Origin of the sequence: Streptomyces sp. NPDC057654 (assembly GCF_042800135.1) — a bacterium.
Lineage (GTDB): Bacteria > Actinomycetota > Actinomycetes > Streptomycetales > Streptomycetaceae > Streptomyces.
The window spans coordinates 1-21873 of record NZ_JBHVHQ010000020.1 but is presented as its reverse complement, the minus strand read 5'-3'; the positions used below and the strand labels follow the sequence as shown (position 1 = coordinate 21873).

The following is a 21873-nucleotide window of genomic DNA, read 5'->3' as shown; positions in this document are numbered from 1 at the left end:
TCCGGCAGCGCGCGCGAGAGGCCGCCGGCCGCATGTCGCACGGCACCGGCTGCGCTCCGCGGCGGCGCTGCCACGGGGCGTGTGCGTGTTCCGGCACGGTAGCGAGCCGGTCCGCTGAGCGGAAGGGCTTGCCCACAATCCGGGCAGTGGGCGGGCGATATGCGAAATCCGTCCGGTGGCCGGACAGAGCTCCGCGCGCGCCACATCACCGCATGTCACCGCATGTCACCGCATGCGCGTGGCCCACTCCTGGACTTTCTTGATCCGCTCGTTCAGCTGCCCGGCCGTGGCCTCGGCGCTGGGCGGCCCCCCGCACACACGGCGCAGCTCGGTGTGGATGACGCCGTGCGGCTTGCCGCTCTGATGCACGTACGCGCCGACCAGCGAATTGAGCTGCTTGCGCAGTTCCAGCATCTGCTTGTGGGTGACGATGGGCCGCCGTTCGGCGGGCAGCTCGACGAGGTCCGCCTCGGCGGCCGGCTTCTGCCGGCTGTGCGCTATCTGCCGGGTCTGCCGTTTCTGGAGCAGCATCTGCACCTGGTCGGGTTCCAGGAGCCCGGGAATCCCGAGGTAGTCCTGTTCCTCCTCGCTGCCGGGGTGCGCCTGCATCCCGAACTCCGCGCCGTCGTACAGCACGCGGTCGAAGACGGCGTCGGACTCCAGCGCCTCGAAGGAGAGCTGATCATCGTCGCCGGTGTCCTCGTCCTGCTCCTTCTCGGCCTCCGCGAGGAGCTTGTCCTCCTCGGCGTACGGGTCCTCGTCGCCGGCCTTCTTCGGCTTGTCGAGGACGTGGTCGCGCTCGACCTCCATCTCGTTGGCGAAGGTGAGGAGCGTGGGGATGGTCGGCACGAAGACGGAGGCGGTCTCGCCGCGCCGCCGGGACCGTACGAAGCGCCCGACGGCCTGGGCGAAGAAGAGCGGCGTGGAGATGGTGGTGGCGTAGACGCCGACGGCGAGGCGAGGCACGTCGACGCCCTCGGAGACCATGCGGACGGCGACCATCCAGCGGTCTTCGGACTGCGAGAAGTCGTCGATGCGCTGCGAGGCGCCGCCGTCGTCGGAGAGGACGAGGGTGGCGCCCTGCCCGGTGATCTCGCGGATGAGCTTGGCGTACGCGCGGGCGGACTCCTGGTCGGAGGCGATGACGAGGGCGCCCGCGTCGGGGATGGCCTTGCGCACCTCGCTGAGCCGCTGGTCGGCGGCGCGCAGCACGTTGGGCATCCAATCGCCGCGCGGGTCGAGGGCGGTGCGCCAGGCCTGCGAGACGGCGTCCTTGGTCATGGGCTCGCCGAGGCGGGCGGCGATCTCGTCGCCGGCCTTGGTGCGCCAGCGCATCTGGCCGCTGTAGGAGAGGAAGATGACGGGCCGCACGACGCCGTCGGCGAGGGCGTTGCCGTAGCCGTAGGTGTAGTCGGCGGAGGAGCGGCGGATGCCGTCGTTGCCCTCTTCGTACGCGACGAAGGGGATGGGGTTGGTGTCCGAGCGGAACGGCGTGCCGGTCAGCGCGAGCCGCCGGGTCGCCGGGTCGAACGCCTCCGAGCACGCCTCGCCCCAGGACTTGGAGTCGCCGGCGTGGTGGATCTCGTCGAGGATGACGAGGGTCTTGCGCTGCTCACAGCGGTTGCGGTGGAGCATCGGCCGGACGCCGACGCCCGCGTACGTCACGGCGACGCCGTGGTACTCGCGGCCGAGCGGCCCGGCGCTGTACTCCGGGTCCAGCTTGATGCCTATGCGGGCGGCGGCCTCGGACCACTGTTTCTTCAGGTGCTCGGTGGGGGCGACCACGGTCACCTGCTGCACGACATGGTGGTGCAGCAGCCAGGAGGCGAGGGTCAGCGCGAAGGTGGTCTTCCCGGCGCCGGGTGTGGCGACGGCGAGGAAGTCGCGCGGCTGCTCCTGGATGTACCTGGCCATCGCGCCCTCCTGCCAGGCGCGCAGTTTGTTCGCGGTACCCCAAGGGGCCCGGCCGGGGAAGGCGGGCGAGAGGTGGTGATTGGCGGCGGTGGTAGTCACGGTCTCCGTCGGCTGGCTCGGCGATCGGCAACCGCGTCAGCCTACCTGCGCCCCCCACCCCCTTCCCGCGCCACAACCCGCCATCCCCTCCGGGTGCGACCCACCTCACATTGGGGCGCGGGGCGCGCTTGGGGGCGGGGAGCTGCGGGAGTACGCGCCGGGGTACGTACGGCGCTCCGGGCCGGGGCCACCCGCACCGGTCGGGCCGGGGCCTTTGCCGGGGTACGGACTGGGCAGCGCCCCGGTACGCAGCGCGCTCGGGGCCAGGCCCGCGCCGGGCGCGTACGCACTGGCCGCACACCGGTCGGACCGGGCCGACCTCTGCCGGGCCACGCACCGGGCGGCGCCCCGGTACGTACTGCGCTCAGGACCGGGCCGCGCTGGGGCGCGTACGGCACTCCGGGCTGGGCCCGCACCGAGATCTGCGCCGGGCTCGGGGCAGGCGTCAGCCCCTACGTCGGGCCCGCGCGCGACCGCGCACCCGATCTCTCACCGACCCCGACGGCTCACGCCGAACCCGGCAGTGCCCGACTCCTCACCCCTCCCCTTCCCCCTCCCCCATCAGCCCCCGCAGCCCCGCTGCGATCTCGGCGATCTCCCTCATACGGCCGGAGGCGACGGCGATGACCAGGTCGTAGGCGGCGTCCTGGGGCACGTCGGCGGAGTCGATGCCGTTGCGGGCGAGGAAGACGGCGGCCGACAGCCACGCCGTGCGCTTGTTTCCGTCAATGAGCGGGTGGTTGGCGGCGATGGCGTGCAGGAGTACGGCCGCCTGCTCGTACACGTCGTCGTACGCGGCCACGCCCAGCATCCGCGCTCGCGGCCGGTGCACGGCGGAGGCCAGCAGTCCGGGCTCCCGGAACTGGACCCCTTGCTCCCCGCACGCGATCCGGGCGATGTTCGTGACCTCGCGCAGCGTCAAGCAGCGGTGACGGTGACGGTTCACTGGCCCAGCCTCCGCAGGAGATCGGCATGGCGCGTGGCGAGGCGCATGGCGTCCGCGCGGGTCAGCGACTCCTCCAGGTCGACGAGCCGGCGCACGCTCTCCCGCGCCAGCTCGCCGGGTTCGGCGCCCCGCGCGTCGGCGAGGTCGCGCAGGGCCTCCCACTCGTCGTCGGGGAGGTCGATGGTGAGTCGATGCGTCGTCGTCGGTTGCTGCTGCATCAAACGACGCTATCGGCCAAATCTCCGCAGGTCACACGGTTTTCGGCAGCGCTGCGGCACCGGGCGCAGCCGACGGCCCAGGGGACGACGGCCCACCCCGCCCCACCGCGGCTCCGGCCGCGCCCGGCCTCAGCCGGTCCGCGGCTTCAGCCGAGTAGCGATGTACGAGCCCACCAACGCCACCCCCGCCATCGTCAGGAACACCGCCGCGAAGGCCGCCGGCGGGGCGGCCGAGTTGGCGGCGTGCGCGTCAGCGGCAGCGGCAGTGGTGGAGGAGCCGCCGCCCAAGGCGACGAAGAGGACCCCCGCGACGCCGACCATCGTGATGTTGCCGAGCGCGTCGGAGACCTGGAGGGATGCCGAGTTGGAGCCCTCCTCACCCGGCCGGGAGAGCTTCAGGAGCAGCACGCTGCCGCTGGAGATCGTCACCCCCATCCCGTACCCGCCGATGAACCACGACACGGCGACGATCCACGCCGGCACCCCGGAGATCAGCGCCGTCGAGACCAGCACGATGGCCGCGGCCATCAGCAGCAGCCCGACGCTCATCATCCTCTCGCGGTACGGCTCCAGCCGCGGCCGGCTCTGCGTGTACGAGCCGAGCGCCCAGCTCAGCCCGCCACCCGTGAGCGAGAGCCCGGCCAGCGTCGCGGACATGCCGCGCTCGGTCACGAGCATCAGCGGCACGAAGCTCTCCGCGCCGAGGAACGAGCCCGCCGCGACCCCGCGCAGCAGCACCACCGACGGCAGCCCGCGGGCCGCCCGGAACGTCCCCTTCGGCAGCAGCCGCAGGATGCCCGGCACCAGCAGGGCGAGCCCGGCCGCGGCCGGCAGCAGGGAGAGCCAGGCCAGGTCGCGGCCCGCGTACTGGAGCAGCCCGGCGCCCGCCGCGACGGCCAGCGCGAGGAGGATGCGCCGCCGGTCCATGGCGGCCGTGTGCTCACCGGGCGGCAGTTTGCGCAGCGCGGGGAGCATGACGGCCAGCGGCAGCAGGATCAGCACCGGGATGGAGAGGAACACCCAGCGCCAGCTGAGCTGTTCGGTGACGGTCCCGGCGATCAGCGGCCCGACGATCACCGGGAGGACCCAGGCAGCCGAGAAGGAGGCCATGATCGACGGACGTAGCCGTTCCGGGTAGGCCCGCCCGACCACGACGTACAGCGCGACGATGACCAGCCCGCCGCCGATGCCCTGCACGCCGCGCCCCGCCACGAACATCCACATCTGCTGCGCCGAACCCGCGACGACCAGCCCGGCGCCGAACGTCGCGATCCCGGTGAACAGCGGTATGAGCGGGCCCGCCCGGTCGCACCACTCGCCGGAGAGGGCCATCGCGAAGAGGCTCGCGGTGAAGTAGGCGGAGAAGGCGAAGGCGTACAGCTCGATGCCGTCGAGGGCGCGGGCCGCGACCGGCATCGCGGTGTTGACCGCGCTCGCCTCGAAGGCGATGAGCGAGACGACGGAGATGATGCCGAGGGTGAGGGCGCGGAAGCGGCGCCCGAGCACGGTTTCGGCGTCGGCGTCCCCGCCGGATATTCGGGTCGGGTCGATGGGGGCCGAGCCGACAGAGGGAGGCGTCACGTCAGGGGCAACGGCGTCGGCGGCGCCCGTGTCCCGCGGGTCGAGAGCGGTCATGCCGTCAGCGTAAGAGGCACGAACCGCTGTGACGCCTGTCGCGAGTTGGTGATCAAGCCATCCATCCGTCCTAGGCCGGTGAGCAGCCTCATGTGGTGAGCAGAACCCCGGCGTACGAGGCCCCCGCGATCACCACCCACGAGCACAGCCCGAGCGCGGCGACCCGCCCCCCGGTCCGTACGAGCGTGGGCAGGTGCACCGCGCTGCCGAGCCCGAAGAGGGCCGCGGCGAGCAGGATCTCCTGGACGTCCTGCGCGGTGTCGATGACGCCGCCCGGTACCTGGCCGGTGCTGCGCAGCGCGACCATCACGAGGAAGCCGAGGACGAAGAGCGGCACGATGGTAGGCCGCTTGCCGATGGCCGCGCCGCTCGCCTGGCCGCTCCCCTGGCCATCCCCCTCGCCGTCCGCCTCGCCGTCCGTCTCGCCCTTGGCGACGCGCTCGTCGTACCGCCTGCGGCTCCGTACGGCGAGGGCCACGGCCGCCACCAGCGGGGCGAGCAGCGCGACGCGCATCAGCTTGACCAGCACCGCTTCGCTGAGCGCCGAGGGCCCGGCGGTCTGCGCGGTCGCCACGACCTGCCCGACGTCGTGCACGCTCGCGCCGACCCACCGGCCGAACTGCGTTCCGTCCAGCCCCAGCGGGTGGTGCAGCAGCGGCAGTACGGCGATGGCGAGCGTGCCGCAGAGCGTGACGAGCGCGACGGAGGTGGCCACGTCCTCTTCGTCGCTGCCGGTCACCTCGCTGACGGCGCCGATCGCGGACGCGCCGCAGATCGAGTAGCCGGTGGCGATGAGCAGCGGCTGGTCGCCGCGGAGCCCGATGCGACGGCCGAGCCAGAGCGTGCCGAAGAAGGTGGCGACTACGACGGCGACGACCATCACGACGGTGGCCCAGCCGATGCCGAGCACGTCGTGGAGGCTGAGTTTGAGGCCGAGCAGCACGATGCCGACGCGCATCAGCCGCTTGCCGGCGAAGCTCAGGCCGGGGCGGGCGATGCCGCGGACCACGCCTCGCAGGCCGGGCAGGTGCGCGGAGACGATGCCGAGGACGACGGCGGCGGTGAGCATGGGCACGCCGGGTACGAGCCAGTGCACGTCCCAGGCGAGGCCGACGCCGAGGACGGCCATGGCGAGCCCGGGGATCTTGCTCTTGACGGACGTCCAGCGCGGAGGTTTCGTCCCCTTGCTCCCCTTGGGGACGGAGGTGGCGACGTTGGCGGCGCGGTGTGTCTCCAGCGCCATTACCGGTCGGCCGGAAGTTCGTACACGCGGCGGACGCTGGTGCCCAGGCGCGAGATGTCGGCGCCGTAGATATGCAGGGAGATCGCCTTGTCGCCGCAGGCGTTCCAGACCCGGTGGATGTCGCCGGGGGGCGCGAAGCCGCAGACGTCGCCCTGTTCGTTGACGACGTCCTCCGTGGCGACGAGCCTCGGCGGGGCGCCGACGGCGGAGGGCACGAGCCGGTAGCGGCGTTCGCTCTCGCGCCCCTCGTGGACGCCGGTGACGCACCAGGAGACGTGGTCGTGGATGGAGGTGCGCTGGCCGGGCAGCCAGACGAGGGCGACGAGGGAGAAGCTGCCGTCGTGTTCGGCGTGCAGGATGTGCTGGCGGTAGTGGTCGGGGTCGCCAGCGCGCTGCTCGTCGGTGAGCAGGTCGGCGGTGCCGAGGTGGGGGCCGAGCGCCTCACCGACCAGATGCGCCGTCAGGTCTGGCGGCAGTCCGCGCCCCACGGCCTGCCGCACCTCGTCGACGAGATGGTCGAGGCGCGTGGTCGTCGCAGTGGGCCGGGCTGCGGTCGGAGTGGTCATACAGGCAGCGTCGGGCCCAGCGATCCATCACGTCCAACGACAGTTCATTGGCCGGAACCAAACCAGGGCTTATCCATTACCTCCGTGGGCACGTCCGACGCGGGACCTCAGCACCCCACCCGACGCTCGGCAACGGCCTTCAACTCATCGAGGACGAGGGCGGTGGCGGGGATGCGGAGGTGGTCCCGGAGCACGTACGCGGAGACCTGGCGGCGCGAGGCGGGGTCGAGGGCGCGCCCGGTGACCTTGTCGTGGCGGAGGAAGGAGAGGACCAGCGCGGGCACCATGGCGACGCCGAGTCCCTCGGCGACCAGGGACTGGACGACGAGGTTGTCGTCGGTGGTGAAGACGATGTCGGGGGCGAAGCCCTGCTCGGCGCACTCGTGGAGGAAGTTGGCGCGGCAGCGCAGGCATCCGGCGATCCAGCGCTCCTCGGCGAGGTCGGCGAGTTTGACGGCGCGGCGTCGGGCGAGCGGGTGCCCGGCGGGCAGCAGCACGGTGAGCTGGTCCTCCAGGAGCGGAATCTCGGCGAGTTCCTCGGGGACGGATTCGTGCAGGCCGGGGTAGGTGAAGGCGAGGGTGATGTCGCACTCGCCGCGCACGAGGCGCTGGAGGGACTCGGGCGGCTCGCCTTCGAGGAGCTCGGCCCGTACGCCGGGGTGCTGGGCGGAGAGCCGGGCCATGGTCTCGGGGATGAGGGTGGCGTTGGCGCTGGGGAAGGCGCAGACGCGCACGCGCCCGGCGCGCAGCCGGGTTATGGCGCTCATCTGCTGCTGGGCGGCGGAGAGGGTGTCGAGGATGACGTCGGCGTGCCGGGCGAGCGCCTCGCCGGCCTCGGTGAGGCGCATGCGGCGGCCGACGCGGGTGAAGAGGGGGGTGCCGACGGACCGTTCCAGGGCCTTCATCTGCTGGGTGATCGCGGGCTGGGTGTAGCCCAGGGACCGGGCGGCCGCCGAGTAGGAGCCGGCCTTGACCACCTCGTGGAACGTCTTGATGTGCCGCGAGTCGAACACGCCTGAATCATAAGCAGAAGTTGGAGTACGAAGTTGGAGCACAAGGAGAAAGCCAGTGGGTAGCCGCTCGCCGATTGGCGGGCCGTCACCCACATCACCCACACCACGGAGCGGTCTGCCCGAGAACGGGCAAGGTGGAGCGTATGCCGCACTACACCTCGTATGACGCCGCCGAACTGCACTATCGGGTACTGGGCCCGCGCGACGGCGCGGCGACGCCGCCGCTGATCTGCCTCGCGGGGGGACCGGGCCGCGACGCGGCATACCTGGGCGATCTGGGCGAATTGGACGGACACCGCCCCTTGATCATCCCGGACAGCCGGGGTACGGGCGGCTCCCCGCCCCCCGCCGACCCGGCGGCGTACGCGTTCCCGTCCCTGGCCGAGGACCTGGAGGCGCTCCGCCGCCACCTGGGCCTGGAGCGCTTCGCGCTGCTGGCGCACTCGGCGGGCGCGGCGACGGCGCAGGCGTACGCGGCGGGCTACGGCGAGCACCTCACACACCTGGTCATCGCCTGCCCCGGTTCGCGGCTACAGGGCGAACTGCCGGACGACGCCGAGAAGATCTTCGAGTCGCGCGCCACGGAGGACTGGTGGCCGGACGCGTACGTGGCGGCGCACGGACTGGCCCAGGCGACGGACATAAGCGAGGTCCGCGACCTGCTCCGCCGCGCGGCGCCCCTGGCGTACGGCCGCTGGGACGCCCCGCAGCAAGCCCACGCGGCGACCGAGGGCGCCCAGCTCGGCCCGGTCCCGCGAGCCGGCTTCTGGCAGGGCGTGGACGAACCCGCCCGCCGCGCCCTCCTGGAACGCCTGCGCCACGTCGAATGCCCGGTCCTGGTCATCACGGGAGACCTGGACGCGGTAACGGGCATGCGCGCCGGCGAACTCGTCGCCGATTCCTTCCCCAACGGCCGCGCCCAGCCGCTCCACGGCGTGGGCCACTACCCCTGGGTAGACGAACCGGACATGTTCCGCCCCCTGGTGGAGGAATTCCTGACAACCCCCTGACCCCGCCCCTCGACTGCCGCACCTCGGCTGCCGCCCATGAACGCCATATGTCAGTCACATGGCGCGAAGGCACGCCCCATTGAGCCCCTCACTCCCCGGCCCTATGGTCGACACAGCACACCAACACGGCCGTGTGCCCGAGTGGTTGAGGGGCTCGCCTGCAAAGCGAGTTACGCCGGTTCGATTCCGGTCACGGCCTCCGACTGCCCCGCTTCGTCTGCGGGTGTGGTGACGGCGACCCTGATGTGCCCGGTGGCAGAGGGGGCCACCTGGGCGACGCTGTGGTCTTCCGCGTTGAGGGCGATCAGTGCCGGGGCGCCCGCGCCCGTCTTCAGATGGCGTACGCGCCAGCCCGCGCTTTCGAAGTGCTCCTGCGCGCGCCGCATGGTCCGGACCGTCTCGCCCTCGTCGAGCGGGGCAGTGGACCAGGTGTGGTGGAGCGACGGGCCGTCGGCGTCGTCGACGGCCCGCAGCCCCTCCCCTTCCCCTTCCCGCAGCGGAGCGTGGGGGGCCTGGAGGGCGTCGTAGATCCGGCTGGAGTGGTCGAGGACCCGGCGCTCGGCGGTCTGGGCACGGTCCGACGCGGCCTGATGCATATGGGCGGCCGAGGAAGAAGCCCCGGACTTACCGATGTCGCTGGACTCCCCGGAATTTCCGGGCTGGAAGCACGGTGAGGTCACGCTGACGGACGCGAGGCCGTCGCCCTTCTCCCGGTCCACAGCACCCGTGATGGCGTCCATCCAGAAATCGTCCGACTCGGTGCGCATATAAACAGCCGGGAACGGCTTGGACCAGTCCTCGTCCGAGGACTGGAATGTGTGCCCCTGTTTCACCCAGGCGTCCCTGGCCTGCCGTACGAGTGTCTTGGCCGCCTGACCCGGCACATCCGTCAGTTGGTAGGCGACCCTGACCTGTACGCGGCCGTCAGGGCCGTGATCGTCGCGGGCCAGACAAGGGCCGACGGCGTCTCGCCCAAGGTGCTTCAGGGTCGGCTTGGGGGACATGCCGTCCACCGCCTGGTGGATGATTTCCTCGGCGCGCTTGATTGCCTGCTGTTCGTCCATCTTGACCTGCTTCGGTGTAGCCCCGCCGTCCGCCTTGCCGTCGTGTGGTGTTCCGCATGCCGTGACCGCGACCGCCATCACCGTCGCCATCAGCGCGATGCCCAGGCTTCCTCCACGCGGTTTCACGAGTGTCCTCCGGTAACGATGTTCGCTATGTGCGAGAGAGGTTCGCTGTCCCAGTACTGCGAATGGGCGGGCATGAACCCGTCCGAGCCGATGAATTTGCCGTCGGGGACCTTGAATGTCCGGCCACCGAAATCATCCGTCGTGGGGTCGTTCCCGTAGAGAATCGAGTGGTCGTCGAAGAGCCGCATATACGCCTTCGGGTTCAGGGGCGCCAGCGTACCGGCAGGCGGTGGGGCAAGGTTGATGAGGTCGTTCTTGGCTGTGGCCGACCATACGTGGTCGGCCGGCAGGTGCAGATCCTTGGCATGGTCCACGCCCACGCCCGGGCTGCCGACGAATATCGCGTTGTCCACCGGAAGGTGCGGATGGTCCCGCATGGTCTCCCCGGCGACGAGAGTGCCGTAGCTGTGGCCGAGGACGGTCGAGTGCGCCTTTCCGCTGTGAGCTGTGTCGATTCCGGTCAGGAATTTGCTCAGGGGCTCCCGCGCGTCGTCGGCGAATTTGGAGTCCGTGGCGTCGCTCATGACGCTCTGCGGGGCGTCGTATCCGAGCCAAAGGACCGAAGCCGTCTTATGAGCCGGATCGATGCGATACGCCTGCTGCTGGAGCGCCTCAGCCCGCTTGATGTTCTCGTCGACGGATCCCAGCGTGGCCCCGGTCCCCGGTACGAACGTCGCTACGTTGTGCGCGGTGTCCGGGTTCCCGATGGACACGATGGCGTGCCCGTTCTTCTTGTTGTCGAAGCCCAACAGATACGCCCGGGTGTCCGGGTCCGAGGTATCGAAGCGGGAGGCGATGCTGTCCATGCCCTTGAGACGCCCGTCGACATCCTTCCGGTGCTCGTTCCACTTCTTCCACGCCTCGGTCTCGACCAGCGCGCCCTTCACCTCTGTCCCGGTCATGGGGTTGAGGTAGTTCTGGTAGTGCTTGGGCTCCTTCTTGAGCCAGTCGTCGTACTGCTGCTGCGTGGTGCCGTGCGTTTCTGCGAGTACGACGCGATTCGCCTCATCGCGTACGACAGCGGGAAGCCCGTCCATAGCACCGATACCGGCGGGATATACCGATATATAGTCGCCCTGCTCCTGTGCGGAGAGGCCCTTCCACCACTCGGCGTTCCCCTTCGGGTCGCCGTCCTTGGGCGGTGCCTTGATGTGATCGAGGTAGCCCTTCGCGTCCTTGCGAACGCCGAGCATGTCCTTCCGCACATCGGCCCAGTCTTTGTCGGATACGGCAAGATCGTCATCGGCCATGAGCTTACGAAGCTGCGGCGCCCACTTCTCGTCCACTTCCGTGGCCTGCTTGAGCGCCTCGGCTATGCGGTTGGCGCACTCCTGGGCGGGGCGGAAGTTCGGGTTCGGCGCGAAATTGGCCGCCTGCCGGGCGACGGCGCGGGCGGTCTCGTCGGTGGCGCCGTTGGCCGAACCCCCCTTGGGGGTCTTGCCGTCCACGTCGTCGCCCGCCGCCGGATAACTGACCGATCCGTCCGCGCCGATCGAGAAATTCTTGGCCTCCGCGTCCGCGACAGCCGCGTCCAGCTTCTTCTTCGCCGGCCGTACATCCGCCGCGAACGCGTTCAGAGCCGTGCTGACCAGTCCGCACTCCACCTGCATGTAGTGGAAGTCCTCGGCCAGTTCGTGCAACTGGCCGAGGGCGGCGTCCCCGGCCACCCCTTTCAGGGGTTCACGCATCCTGGCCTGGGTCCGGTCCTCCAGCTCGGTCTTGGCCTGACTGGCCATTTCGCTGACCGCACGATATCCGTCGGCCGCGTCCTCGAAATCGGAGGGCTTGAGTGCCTTGAGCGCCGCGAAATCCATCGGCCCAGATCACCGGCCCCGGCTCTGACCACCGACGGCGGGCGTGTCCTTGTACTGGTCGCCCAGCTTGTCGAAAAGGCTCTTGGTTTCCTTGTCGTTCCCGTGCTGTGTCCGGCCCGCCTTTTCCAGCGGCCCCTTGAGCCCCTCACATCGGCCGCGAACCTCGTCCAGGTAGTGCTTCCAGCTCCCGTAGAGCTCGTGCTGAGCCGCCAAGGACGCGACGCCCCCGGCGCCACCGCCCTTGCCCATCCCCTTCTGCCCCTTCTCCAGCGAGGTCAGCGCCTTCTTGGCATTCCCCGCCAGCTTCTCGACATCAGAGGCCGCCGCGTCCCACACATCCTTTTTGGACTTCACCCCGCCCGAACCACCGGCAGAACCCCCACCCGCGCTCGCGAGCCTCATCCCGGAACCAGCAGAAGTCTCCTCCTTCAGCTGCGCCCACTCCGCCTCAAAGGAAGCCATGCTCCCCATCCCCCGCTTTCGCCTCATCTGTCACAACATCAACAGCGAGGAGTCTACGTGGCATCCCTGTCATGCTCATGGGTAGCCGAAATCAGCCGGGTCGACGGCCTACAGAGGTCCGCTCAACTCCGGCGCCGACGCGCAACAACAAGCCCAGCCACCACAGCCGCAACTACGACAACACCAGCGCCTGCGGCAAGCCACACAGTGGTGTTCCCGTCACCACCCGACGGCACTTCAGCCGAAGCTTTCTCTGGCGCCTTGTCCCCGCCTGAAGCTGACTGCGACGGCACCGGCGTCTTCGCACCAGGATCGGCAAGCGGATCGACGTCCGCGGGGCCGGGATCGCCGGGATTCTTCAGAACAATTCGAGGACGAACCATGCCGTAACCAATGAGATCGTTCCTCTTGGGCCCATTTACGGGCCCGCCTGCGGTGTTCATAAGAACTCGGGTGATCTGATTTGCGGTCCAGTCAGGGTGTTTTGCCCAAATGAGAGCGGCGGAGGCCGAAACTAGCGCTGTCGAAGCGCTAGTACCGTGCCCCGTACAGACTTCGGTGCCACCGTCGCAGCCTTGCACGATTTCGTCTCCTGGTGCGACCAGATCGACTTGGGGCCCGCGCTCGGACTCGGCCGTGATCCTGAGATTCTTGTCGACGGCACCGACTCCGACCACTCCCGGCGTCGCTGCCGGGTACATCACAGGGTTATCCTTCTGCCCGCTGTTCCCCACACCAGCGAAAATCAACTTCCCTTTGGCCTTGGCGTACTTCACGGCCTCCCCAAGGTCAGGGGTCACCTCTTCCGAGGCAAGGGAAATGTTGATCACCTTCGCCTCGGAATCTGCAGCATATCGGATACCCGCGCTCAGAGACTTGGAAAACTTGGCGTAAGCCTCAGCCGCGTTTTCCGATCCCTCATAGTCCGCGACCCTGATGGGGAGAATTTTCGCCCCCGGTGCGAGGCCGAACGCTCCCTTTCCTTTCCCGGTACCCGCGATGAGAGCGGCAATGCTGGTGCCATGTCGGGAGTAGTCGGTTCGCTCGTCACCCGGCCGACCGGAAAAGTCCTTGCCGCGCAGCACCTGCCCTTTCAGATCACCGAGCGCAGCATTCACCCCGGTATCGATCACTGCGACCGTGACGCCCTGGCCCGTGCTGCTCTTCCACATGTCATCGGCATGCATGGCATCCAGATGCCACTCATCGGAACGAACGGAGTCCGCACTGGCGGGAGATGCCGCAAGCCCGAGAAGCAGGACTCCCAACCCGCCGGCGACTCCCCTCGTCAGCCAGGTGGCCCGAGTCCTGCCTCTGCTTCGCATGCCCATTCCTCTTCGGTGATCTGGATTTGGATCGGGATCAGTCGATGACCGGAGGTGAGACGCGACCATTGTCCGGACGCCAGGTCTCCTCGTCCTCGACAAGGTAGTCAGGACGCTCTCCGGCGCGACGGCCCCGAGGCTTCTTCGCCTTGGACTGGGACGGCGGGGGTACGGCCGGACCACCACCGGGCCGGGAGGCGCCGGAACCAGAAGCGTTGCCGCGAACCAAGCCACTGCCGCCGGGTGTGAACGCCCCTCCCGCGCCAGCCCCTGGCGGTCGCTGAGGGCTGCCCCCCACTACGCCTCCAGCTTCGGCAGCCAGCCGTCTTCCGCCTGACCCACCTGATGGAAGGCCCGAACTCCCTCCAGGGATAGACCCTTGCCCCATCGGCGGCCGGCCTTGCACGGGGGCACCGCCTTGAATCGGCTCCGTGCCGATAACCGTGCCCCGCGGAATGCGGCTCACGGGGCTGCCTTTCGCGGTGGGCGAAGGACGCCCGCCGACAACACCGTCAGCAGGGTTGCGAGGACTACGTGTGCTGGGGACCTGGCTGAAACCAGCGCGTTCCGACGTCCGGGATGCCCGGCCCAGGGGCGGCGTCTCACTTGTCCCGGAAGACCTCGGAGCCCTCGGGGGCCCTGCGTTGAACGGTGGAACGACCGGGCTCGGCGGCAGTGCCGTCGGGTGCGGATGCCCGCTTACCGGCGAAGGCGGAGTAGCTCCGCCGGACGGCAGCACGTGGTCGTGAGTCACAGTCGGCGCATGGGCAAGATCCATGCTCGCGTGTCCAACCGGAAGCCCTCCTCCTTCGGGCGAAACTCCCGAGGAGCGACGGCGCACGAAAGGCCCTGAACTCGAACTGTCCGATACAGGTACCTGGTTGGTGTGAGCGCTGCCTCCACCACCCGATCCACCAGCCACCGGCCTGCTCTGGAGGCCTTCGACCTTCGGCTTGGGCAGCGGCGCCGGCATCATCCCCTTCGGCATAGGCGGAAACTCAGGCCGCTTCGCATTATTGATATACATCGTCGAGTTCGAGTAGGACTCCGCCAACTTCCGTATTTGCTGCGCAGCGTGCGCATGCGCCGTATCGATATGCGCCTGCGCCTTGTCCGCCTCCGCCTTCGTGGGCGGCTGAATCTCGACGAGGTTCTTGGGCTTGGCTGCCGGCTGCTTCCGGAACAGCTCCGGGCCGAGGCCGCCGGACTTCTTGAAGGAGTCGAGGAGTGCCTTGGCCTCCGACGGATACGGCGGCATCTTCACCGAGCCCATCGTGCTGGCCGCCTCCAGCAGCCACTTGCCGGCCACCCCACTGAACTCGGACAGATCGTGCGTCGCCTTCACCATCTCCCCGCCCCAGGCGCGGAAGGCATTGCCGCCCTTGCCCTCCCAAGGGACGCGGTCCTCGTCCATGTACTGATTCAGATCGTCGGCGACCTTTTTGATCTTGACCGAGGCGGAATGAAGCTTGTTACCGACCGCCTCCGCCATTTTGGGCTCGAAACCCTTGATCATTTCCAGCAGCTTCTCGTGCGGAATCGCGTCGAAGTCCGTACTGGGCGAGAGATAGACCAGCGACTGCTGGGAGGCGCGCCTCGGGACCTGCGCCGGCATCGGCACGGTCGAAGGCGGCATGACGTAACCGTCCGGAAGGTCAGTCATGACTGTTCCTCTCCTCTTCTTCCCTGGTGTCGAACCCGATGGCGCCGATGATGCTGATGCCGACCCTCATGACCCTGCGGCCTGTCCGCCCGAGGTATCGGTCGGCGCGTCCGGGCGGTAGTGGCGCTTGAGGTCGTTCTGGATCTCCCACATGCGCGCCCGCTGCTCCAGGTCGATGTTGCCGTACGACACGCGCGCGCTCTGCACGGCCGTCCCCATGGCCTCGATCTGGTCCGCCAGAAGCTTGGACAGCGTCTCCAACTGGCTGTGCACCTCGTAATAGGCGCCGTACAGGCTCATCGCCTCGACGAAGTCATAGGAGCCCAGGTGACTCGCCGACAGCTTGTCGCGCGCGATGTGATCCGGTGAGGCGGCCGAGTTGGAGAGGTCGGCCAGGATGTCGTCGACTCGGCTCTGGAAGCCCTTCAGCTTCTCCAGCTTGGCCCGCAGCTTCTGGCCGTCGGAGCCCTGCGAACCGGACGAGCCGCCCGAGTGGCTGTGGGAACCCCCACCGCCCGGAATCCTGTCACTCACTTCTGTCTCCCCCACTACGCTCCGCGTTCAAGCAACGTCAGGGGAGCGGCCGCTCACTCCTCCGACGACACGCACAACTATGACATCCAGCACTGACAATCGTCACAGACGGCCGCCTCATCCTCATGAGTACGCGTACCTAGTACCCGGCATCGATCAGGCAACGGAGCCCGCCCCTAGGCCGGTGCCCCCACAGCCGCCTGCGGCCGGATCGGCAGCCGGTTCACCGGGCGGCCCGTGGCCGCGCGCACGGCGGCGGCGACTGCCGCCGGGGTGGTGACGACCGGGATGGCGCTGATGGCCTTGGCTCCGAAGGGGGCCACCACGTCGCGTTCTTCCACGAGTTTGACGATGCGGACGGTCGGGGCGTCCAGGGAGGTGGGGAGGGTGTAGCCGGTGAAGTCGGGGCGGCGGACGATGCCTTGGCTGGTGCGGAGGTTCTCGGTGAGGGCGGCGCCGATGCCCTGGGTGATGCCGGCCTCGATGCGGGTGTTCGCCTGGCGGGGGTTGAGGACGCGGCCGACGTCCTGGGCCACGGCCACCTCCACCACGCGTACGGAGCCGAGCTCTATGTCGACGTCCACGACCGCGCGGATGGCGCAGAAGGCGAGGCCGACGAAGGCGTCGCCCTGGCCCGTGTCGTCCAGCGGCTCCGTCGGGTGCGGGCGGCACTGGGCCGTGGCCCAGAGCTCCTTGCCGTCGAGGGCCTCGGCGACCGTGGTGCTCAGCACCCCGTCGTACGACGTGATCTTGCCGTCGGCGATCGTCAGCAGCTCCGTCGACATGCCGAACTTGTGCGCCAGCGGCTGGAGCAGCTGCGTACGGACCATGCGCGCCGCCCGTTCCACCGCGCCGCCCGACACCCACGTGTGCCGGCCGCGCGACGCCGGACCGGCCGGGGGCTGGTCCGTGTCCACGGGCGCGACGTGGACCTCCGTCACGCCCAGGACCTCCTGGACGATCTGCCGGGCGAGGGTCGAGAAGCCCTGGCCCGTCTCGACGGCCGCGCAGATGACCGTCGCCACGTTGTTGTGGATCTTCACGGTGGCCGTCGAGACCTCGTCCGCGCCCTCCGCGCCGAGCATGTGCACCATGCCCACGCCGTAACCGACGCCGCGCCGCACCGCCCCCGGCTCGCCCGCGCCCTCGGGGCCGCCGGGCAGCAGCCAGTCGCCCTCCGGGTCGTCCTTGGGCAGCGCGGGCAGCGGGAAGTCCCGTACCGCGCGCAGCAGTTCGGCCACCGGCGCCGGGCACGTCACCGTCTGGCCGGTGGGCAGCAGGTCGCCCGTGGCCAGGACGTTGCGCAGCCGCAGCTCGGCCGGGTCCAGGCCGAGCTTGGCGGCCAGCTTGTCCATCTGGCCCTCGTACGCCGCGCACACCTGCATCGCGCCCTCGCCGCGCACATGGCCGGAGGGCGGATTGTTGGTCCGTACGGCCCACCCCTCGACGAAGGCGTGCGGCACCACGTACGGGCCGCAGGCGAACGCCACCGCCGCGGCCAGGGAGTCGGCGGACGAGTCCGCGTACGCGCCCGAGTCCAGCAGGATCTGTGCCTCGACCTTCACCAACTTGCCCTCGGCGTCGGCGTGGTGACGGTACCTCAGCAGTGTCGGATGCCGGTGCGCGTGCCCCAGGAACGACTCCTCGCGCGTCGCCGCCAGCTTCACCGGGTGGCCCGTACGCAGCGCCAGCAGCCCCAACGGCAGCTGCATGCCGGGGTCTTCGCGCTCGCCCATCGCCCCGGGCACCCCGGTGACGACGACCTTCACCCGCTCCGGTTCGAGGCCGAAGCAGGCGGCGGCCAGGTCGCGGTCCGCGTGCGGGTCGGTCGACGCGGTGTAGATCTCCACGCCGCCGTCGGGGCGCGGCACCGCGAGCCCCGCCTCCGCGCCGATCGGCGCCGGGTCCTGGCGGCCGATCCGGTACAGCCCTTCGACGATCACCTCGCCCGCCGCCTCCGGGTCGCCGAAGCGCAGCGGGATGTGCCGGATCAGATTGCCGTCCGGGTGCAACGGCTCGGCGCCGAAGGCCTTTTCGGGGTCGGTGACCGGTTCCAGCACCTCGTACTCGACGGCGATCGCCGCCGCCGCCAGCCGCGCCGTGTCGGGGTGGTCCGCGGCGACCGCCGCGATCGGCTCCCCGTGGTGGCGCACCAGGTCCGACGCGAACACCGGGCGGTCCGCCACCCGCCTGCCGTGCGCGGCGTCGCCCGGCACGTCGGCGTGGGTCACCACGGCCCGTACGCCCTGCATCGCCGCGGCGGCCGAGGTGTCGATCGAGACGATTCGGGCGTGGGGGTGCGGGGAACGCAGCACCGCCGCCCACAGCAGCCCCTCCGCCCACAGGTCGGCGGCGTACGGGAAGATGCCGAGCGCCTTCGCGGGGGCGTCGGCCGGCGGCAGCGAGACGCCGATGCCGTGCGGCGGCGGGTCGGCCGGGGCCGGGCCGGGGGCGCCCGCGCCGCCGCCGTCGGCAGGGGGCACGGCTCCGGCGCCGACGGCGTCCGCCATTCCTGCTGTCATGCCGCTGCTGCCTTTCCGCTCTCGGTGCCGGTGACGCCGGTACGGGGATCCATGCCGGTGCGGGTGCCTGTGCTCGTACGCGCGCCCGTGCTCATACCGTGTCCGCCTGCCCGCCCTGCTCACCGGAGAAGTGATCGCCGGGGCCGCCGGGGCCGCCAGGACCGCCCTCGTGCGATCCCCCCTGGTGCGGGATGTTCAGCTGCTGCCGCTGGTCCGGTTCCGCGGGCGGCTGCTGCCCCGACCCGTCCTCCTGCGCAGCCGCCTCCTGCGCCGCCGCCGACTCCGCGCGCTCCTCGACGACTTGGCCGACCGCGTCGAGCACGCCCCGGTAACCGGAGCACCGGCACAGATTGCCGCAGATCGCCTGCCGCGTCTCCAGCTCCGACGGCGCGTGGTTGCCTTCGAGCAGATCGTGCACGGTCATGGCCAGCCCCGGCACGCAGAAGCCGCACTGCACGGCCCCGCAGTCGGCGAGCGCCCGCTGTACGTCCGAGGGCCGGCCGTCCGTCGCCAGGCCCTCGACCGTACGGACGTCGCTCCCGGCCGCCGTCGCGGCGGGCACCAGGCAGGAGACGACGAGCCGCCCGTCCACCTTGACGGAGCACGCGCCGCACTCGCCCTGCGAGCAGCCGTCCTTGGCCCCGGCGAGGCCGAGCCGCTCACGCAGCACATAGAGGAGGGACTCCCCGATCCAGGCGTCGATGACGGGACGGTCGATCCCGTTGACGCGCAGGACGTAGGAGGCGCGGGGGTGTTCGTCGGCGGGCTGGGGCGGCTCGTGGTGTTCGGCGCCGGGCTCGGCCGACTCCGCTTCATCACTCGAAGCGGCCGGCTCGGACGGCGCTACGGACTCGGGTACGGGCGTGTGCGGCGTGTGTACGGGCTCATCGGCCGTAACCTGCTCCGGCTCCGGCTGCGGCTCGGGACGCTCCGCCGCCTCAGCCGTCCCCTCCGGCTCCGCCGGTTCGGTGTGCTCGGCCGCCGGGGCCTGACCGGCGGCAGGGCCGACGGGCGCGGGCTCCGCGTCGTCGTGCGCCGGAACCGCGTGGTCGTGGCGCGCCGCCTCCGTACCGGCCGCGACCACATCGCTGTGGTCGACCGGAACCGGTCCCGGCACCGGCACCGACTGCGGCTGCGGAACCGGGGCCGCCTCGGCCGGTGCGCTGCCGCCGTCGGCCTCCGGCGCGACGTCCGCACCCGCACCCGCACCGTCCTGGACGACCGGAGCCTCAGCACCAGCGGCCTGTTCAGGCTCGGCTTGAACCGGAACCGCCGCGTGCGGCTCCTCGGCGGCCGGTTCCAAAGCCTCGTGGGCCTCGTGGGCCTCGTGCGTCTCGTGAACCTCGTGCTGCTCCGGCGTCGCCACGGGCTCCGGACGCCCGACATCCCCCTGCGTCTGCGCGGGGATGTCGACATGCCCGTCGGACGGCAACTGCCCCGCAGTCTGCGGCAGTTGGCCGGGGCTCGCCCACGGGCCGCCCTCGGCGGCGCGGCTGCCGTACGGGCCGTAGGGGTCGGTGAAGGCGTCCGCGCTCAGCGCGCGCGGGCCGCCGAACTGCTGGCCGCCCTCGTAGCCGCCGTACGCGGGCACCTGGTGTCCGCCGTGCCCGATCTCCCCATGCCCACCAGGGACACCGTGCTCAACAGGGACACCGTGCTCAACGGGAACACCCTGGCCGGCCTCCTGCTCATGCACCTGCCCATGGGCATGCCCATGGGCATGCCCATGGGCATGCCCGTACACGGACTGATGCGCGTACGGCTCGCCGTACCCGGCCTCATCGACCGCCCCCGGCATCGGCCACTGCGCCGTAGCGTGCGGATCATCCTGCGGGGCGGCCGGAGCCGGAACCGAGGGCCCCGCGTGCGGCTGCTGCCCCCCATAGGACGGCGTCCCGGGGACACGCATCCCCAAGGAGTACTCGCCGGACTCGTCGACAGGGTCGTCCCCCACCGCCGGTACGGACCACTGCCCCGTGCCGACGGCCCCGCCGTCGTCACCGTGCACGCCCGGGATCGGCCACTGCGCCGTGGCATGCGGATCGTCAGAACCGCCCTCGACGCCCGAAGCGCCATCAGAGGACCCAGGGACACCAGAAGAAGCACCCGGAGCACCCGGAGCACCCGGAGCACCCGGAGCACCCGCAGGATCAACAGCACCCTGCGGTACGTAAGGCCCCCCGCCCTGTCCATAGGGCATCGTCCACTGCCCCATGGCCCCGGGGTCGGTGGAAGCCGCGGGCGCGCCGGCCCCGTACGGCTGCTGCCACTGCTCTCCGTGCGCGGGCGACGAAGTCTGCGGATGCTGGTACTGCCCGTGGCCGGTCTGCCCGTCCTGACCCGACTGCCCGTCCTGACCCGCCTGCCCGGCGTGACCGAACTGGTCGAACTGCGGCGGCGCGTACCCCGCCCCGGCCCCAGGCGCGGCCAACGGATCCCAGCCACCGGGCGAACCCGGCGAGCCCGGAGAACCCGCCGCGCCCCCCGCGCCCGCGCCCCCGCCCGCACGCGGGTGCGCCAGAAGCTCAGGCGGCAGCTGTACGAACGCGGTGCCCTCCGCGTCGTACTCGGGCCCCTGCGGGATCGGCTGCCAGCCGCTCGCCCTGGCTGCTGCCCTCGCAGCCTCCGCCGCCGCATCGGTCGCTCCTCCGGATGCGGGGCGCTGCTGTTCGTCACTCACGCGAGTGCCCTCCCCAGTGCTCGGCGGGCCAGAGCTGCCACGGTACGACGCAGGTGCAGGGCCGCGGGCGGCAGGGTGACCGGTTCGCCGCCGTCCTCCGGCTGCGGCGGGTCGGGGATGCAGGCCGCGGCGGCGTACTCGCCGAAGGCCGCGCACGCCTCCGGCGCGAGGCCGCGTTCGCCGTCCCAGTCGATCAGCGAGGCCACCCAGCGCTCGGCTTCGAGCGGGCGCAGCGGCATCGGCGCGACCGCGCCGACCGCGCACCGGATCTCGCGCCGGGCGGGGTTGAGGACGATGGCGACGGACGCGGTGGCCCGCCCCGGCCCCGTACGGCCGGTGGCCTTCAGGAAGGTCTGCGGGGCGTGCAGCAGCGGTACGCGCACGTAGCCGATCAGTTCGCCGGGGAGCAGCATCTCGACCCCGGCGAGCAGGTGGCTGACCGGGATCTCGCGGCGCGCGCCGCCGGGGCCCGCGATGACGAGGGTGGCCTCCAGGGCGGCGAGCACGGGCCGCGTGTCGCCGGTGGGCGCGGAGGTGACGATGTTGCCGCCGAGGGTGCCCGCGTTGCGGATCTGCGGGGGGCCGGCGGCGCGGGCGGCGGCGGCGAGGCCGGGGATGAGGGCCGCGAAGTCGGGGCGCCCTATACGGGCGTGGGTGAGGCCGGCGCCGAGCAGGGCGTGGCCGTCCTGGTACTGCCAGCCGCGGATCTCGCTGATCCGGCCGAGGCCGACGAGGGCCGCGGGGCGCAGCAGTCCGGAGTTGACGGCGGCCATCAGATCGGTGCCGCCCGCGACGGGCACGGCGGCGGGCATGGCGGCGAGTGCCGCCACGGCCTCGTCGAGCGAGCCCGGCAACGTCACCGTGTGTGCCGACTGCGGTGCGTGCGTGGTCAACCCAGCTGCCCCTTCCCCGGTGTCCCGGCCGTTTCGCCGTACGGTACGTGCTCCCGGCCTGGACGTGGCAACTCTGGCACACCTTGTGGCCCAGCCGTCGCGAGGGTCCACGAACGGCCGGTCCGCCCCCGTGTCAGGGGGCGGAC

17 protein-coding genes and 1 tRNA gene are annotated in these 21873 nt (G+C 70.8%); 2 read left to right on the top strand and 16 right to left on the bottom strand.

Going from position 1 to position 21873, the window contains the following annotated elements:
* Positions 1–225: 225 nt before the first annotated feature.
* The 7 genes from ACFU99_RS03665 to ACFU99_RS03635 form a co-directional block, all read right to left on the bottom strand.
* Positions 226–2013 carry a DEAD/DEAH box helicase gene (locus ACFU99_RS03665; protein WP_384385185.1) on the bottom strand — a complete coding sequence of 596 codons (1788 nt, stop codon included), beginning with the start codon at positions 2011–2013 and terminating at the stop codon, positions 226–228.
* Between the two features lie 535 nt (positions 2014–2548).
* The gene (locus tag ACFU99_RS03660; protein ID WP_384385182.1) at positions 2549–2959 is read right to left on the bottom strand and encodes a type II toxin-antitoxin system death-on-curing family toxin; all 411 of its coding nucleotides are present in this window, start codon (positions 2957–2959) and stop codon (positions 2549–2551) included.
* Positions 2956–3177 (bottom strand): hypothetical protein, encoded by a 222-nt coding sequence (locus tag ACFU99_RS03655; RefSeq protein ID WP_384385180.1) that lies wholly within the window; start codon positions 3175–3177, stop codon positions 2956–2958. The genes ACFU99_RS03660 and ACFU99_RS03655 overlap by 4 nt, the downstream gene beginning before the upstream one ends.
* Positions 3178–3306: 129 nt before the next feature.
* On the bottom strand, positions 3307–4812 hold the full coding sequence (locus ACFU99_RS03650; protein WP_384385177.1) for an MFS transporter: 1506 nt from the start codon (positions 4810–4812) through the stop codon (positions 3307–3309).
* An 88-nt stretch (positions 4813–4900) separates the two neighbouring features.
* Complete coding sequence (locus ACFU99_RS03645; protein WP_384385174.1) at positions 4901–6055, bottom strand: YeiH family protein; 1155 nt, start codon at positions 6053–6055, stop codon at positions 4901–4903.
* On the bottom strand, positions 6055–6621 hold the full coding sequence (locus ACFU99_RS03640; protein WP_384385171.1) for a cysteine dioxygenase: 567 nt from the start codon (positions 6619–6621) through the stop codon (positions 6055–6057). The genes ACFU99_RS03645 and ACFU99_RS03640 overlap by 1 nt, the downstream gene beginning before the upstream one ends.
* A 107-nt stretch (positions 6622–6728) precedes the next feature.
* Positions 6729–7634, bottom strand: coding sequence for a LysR family transcriptional regulator (locus ACFU99_RS03635; RefSeq protein WP_384385168.1), 906 nt, complete (start codon positions 7632–7634; stop codon positions 6729–6731).
* 143 nt (positions 7635–7777) lie between these two features.
* Between ACFU99_RS03635 and ACFU99_RS03630 the strand changes: the two genes are divergently transcribed.
* Both ACFU99_RS03630 and ACFU99_RS03625 read left to right on the top strand, forming a co-directional pair.
* Entirely contained in the window at positions 7778–8644 is an 867-nt protein-coding gene (locus ACFU99_RS03630; protein WP_384385166.1) for an alpha/beta fold hydrolase, read from the top strand.
* 127 nt (positions 8645–8771) lie between these two features.
* Positions 8772–8843, top strand: a tRNA-Cys gene (locus tag ACFU99_RS03625).
* On the opposite strand, the gene ACFU99_RS03620 is transcribed toward ACFU99_RS03625, so the two are convergent.
* From ACFU99_RS03620 to ACFU99_RS03580, 9 genes are all read right to left on the bottom strand, one after another.
* Entirely contained in the window at positions 8815–9834 is a 1020-nt protein-coding gene (locus ACFU99_RS03620) for a hypothetical protein (RefSeq protein ID WP_384385163.1), read from the bottom strand. The two genes, ACFU99_RS03625 and ACFU99_RS03620, sit on opposite strands and share 29 nt — an antisense overlap.
* Entirely contained in the window at positions 9831–11648 is a 1818-nt protein-coding gene (locus ACFU99_RS03615) for an alpha/beta hydrolase (RefSeq protein WP_384385160.1), read from the bottom strand. The genes ACFU99_RS03620 and ACFU99_RS03615 overlap by 4 nt, the downstream gene beginning before the upstream one ends.
* Positions 11649–11657: 9 nt before the next feature.
* Complete coding sequence (locus tag ACFU99_RS03610; protein ID WP_384385157.1) at positions 11658–12110, bottom strand: hypothetical protein; 453 nt, start codon at positions 12108–12110, stop codon at positions 11658–11660.
* A gap of 122 nt (positions 12111–12232) precedes the next feature.
* Positions 12233–13297, bottom strand: a complete 1065-nt coding sequence (gene mycP / locus ACFU99_RS03605; RefSeq protein WP_384385155.1) for a type VII secretion-associated serine protease mycosin — start codon at positions 13295–13297, stop codon at positions 12233–12235.
* 175 nt (positions 13298–13472) lie between these two features.
* Positions 13473–15098 carry a hypothetical protein gene (locus tag ACFU99_RS03600; RefSeq protein ID WP_384385152.1) on the bottom strand — a complete coding sequence of 542 codons (1626 nt, stop codon included), beginning with the start codon at positions 15096–15098 and terminating at the stop codon, positions 13473–13475.
* Between the two features lie 66 nt (positions 15099–15164).
* The gene (locus tag ACFU99_RS03595) at positions 15165–15632 is read right to left on the bottom strand and encodes a hypothetical protein (RefSeq protein WP_384385149.1); all 468 of its coding nucleotides are present in this window, start codon (positions 15630–15632) and stop codon (positions 15165–15167) included.
* Between the two features lie 176 nt (positions 15633–15808).
* Positions 15809–18154 carry a xanthine dehydrogenase family protein molybdopterin-binding subunit gene (locus ACFU99_RS03590; protein WP_384385147.1) on the bottom strand — a complete coding sequence of 782 codons (2346 nt, stop codon included), beginning with the start codon at positions 18152–18154 and terminating at the stop codon, positions 15809–15811.
* A gap of 91 nt (positions 18155–18245) precedes the next feature.
* Complete coding sequence (locus ACFU99_RS03585; RefSeq protein ID WP_384385144.1) at positions 18246–20162, bottom strand: 2Fe-2S iron-sulfur cluster-binding protein; 1917 nt, start codon at positions 20160–20162, stop codon at positions 18246–18248.
* 668 nt (positions 20163–20830) lie between these two features.
* Complete coding sequence (locus ACFU99_RS03580) at positions 20831–21727, bottom strand: FAD binding domain-containing protein (RefSeq protein WP_384385142.1); 897 nt, start codon at positions 21725–21727, stop codon at positions 20831–20833.
* Positions 21728–21873: the final 146 nt, after the last annotated feature.

Coding starts and splice junctions, on each gene's coding strand:
- ACFU99_RS03655 (WP_384385180.1), bottom strand. CDS start 3,177: ATGCAGCAGCAACCGACGACGACGCATCGACTCACCATCGACCTCCCC.
- ACFU99_RS03650 (WP_384385177.1), bottom strand. CDS start 4,812: ATGACCGCTCTCGACCCGCGGGACACGGGCGCCGCCGACGCCGTTGCC.
- ACFU99_RS03645 (WP_384385174.1), bottom strand. CDS start 6,055: ATGGCGCTGGAGACACACCGCGCCGCCAACGTCGCCACCTCCGTCCCC.
- ACFU99_RS03640 (WP_384385171.1), bottom strand. CDS start 6,621: ATGACCACTCCGACCGCAGCCCGGCCCACTGCGACGACCACGCGCCTC.
- ACFU99_RS03630 (WP_384385166.1), top strand. CDS start 7,778: ATGCCGCACTACACCTCGTATGACGCCGCCGAACTGCACTATCGGGTA.
- ACFU99_RS03615 (WP_384385160.1), bottom strand. CDS start 11,648: ATGGATTTCGCGGCGCTCAAGGCACTCAAGCCCTCCGATTTCGAGGAC.
- ACFU99_RS03610 (WP_384385157.1), bottom strand. CDS start 12,110: ATGGCTTCCTTTGAGGCGGAGTGGGCGCAGCTGAAGGAGGAGACTTCT.
- mycP (WP_384385155.1), bottom strand. CDS start 13,297: ATGCATGCCGATGACATGTGGAAGAGCAGCACGGGCCAGGGCGTCACG.
- ACFU99_RS03600 (WP_384385152.1), bottom strand. CDS start 15,098: ATGACTGACCTTCCGGACGGTTACGTCATGCCGCCTTCGACCGTGCCG.
- ACFU99_RS03590 (WP_384385147.1), bottom strand. CDS start 18,154: ATGACAGCAGGAATGGCGGACGCCGTCGGCGCCGGAGCCGTGCCCCCT.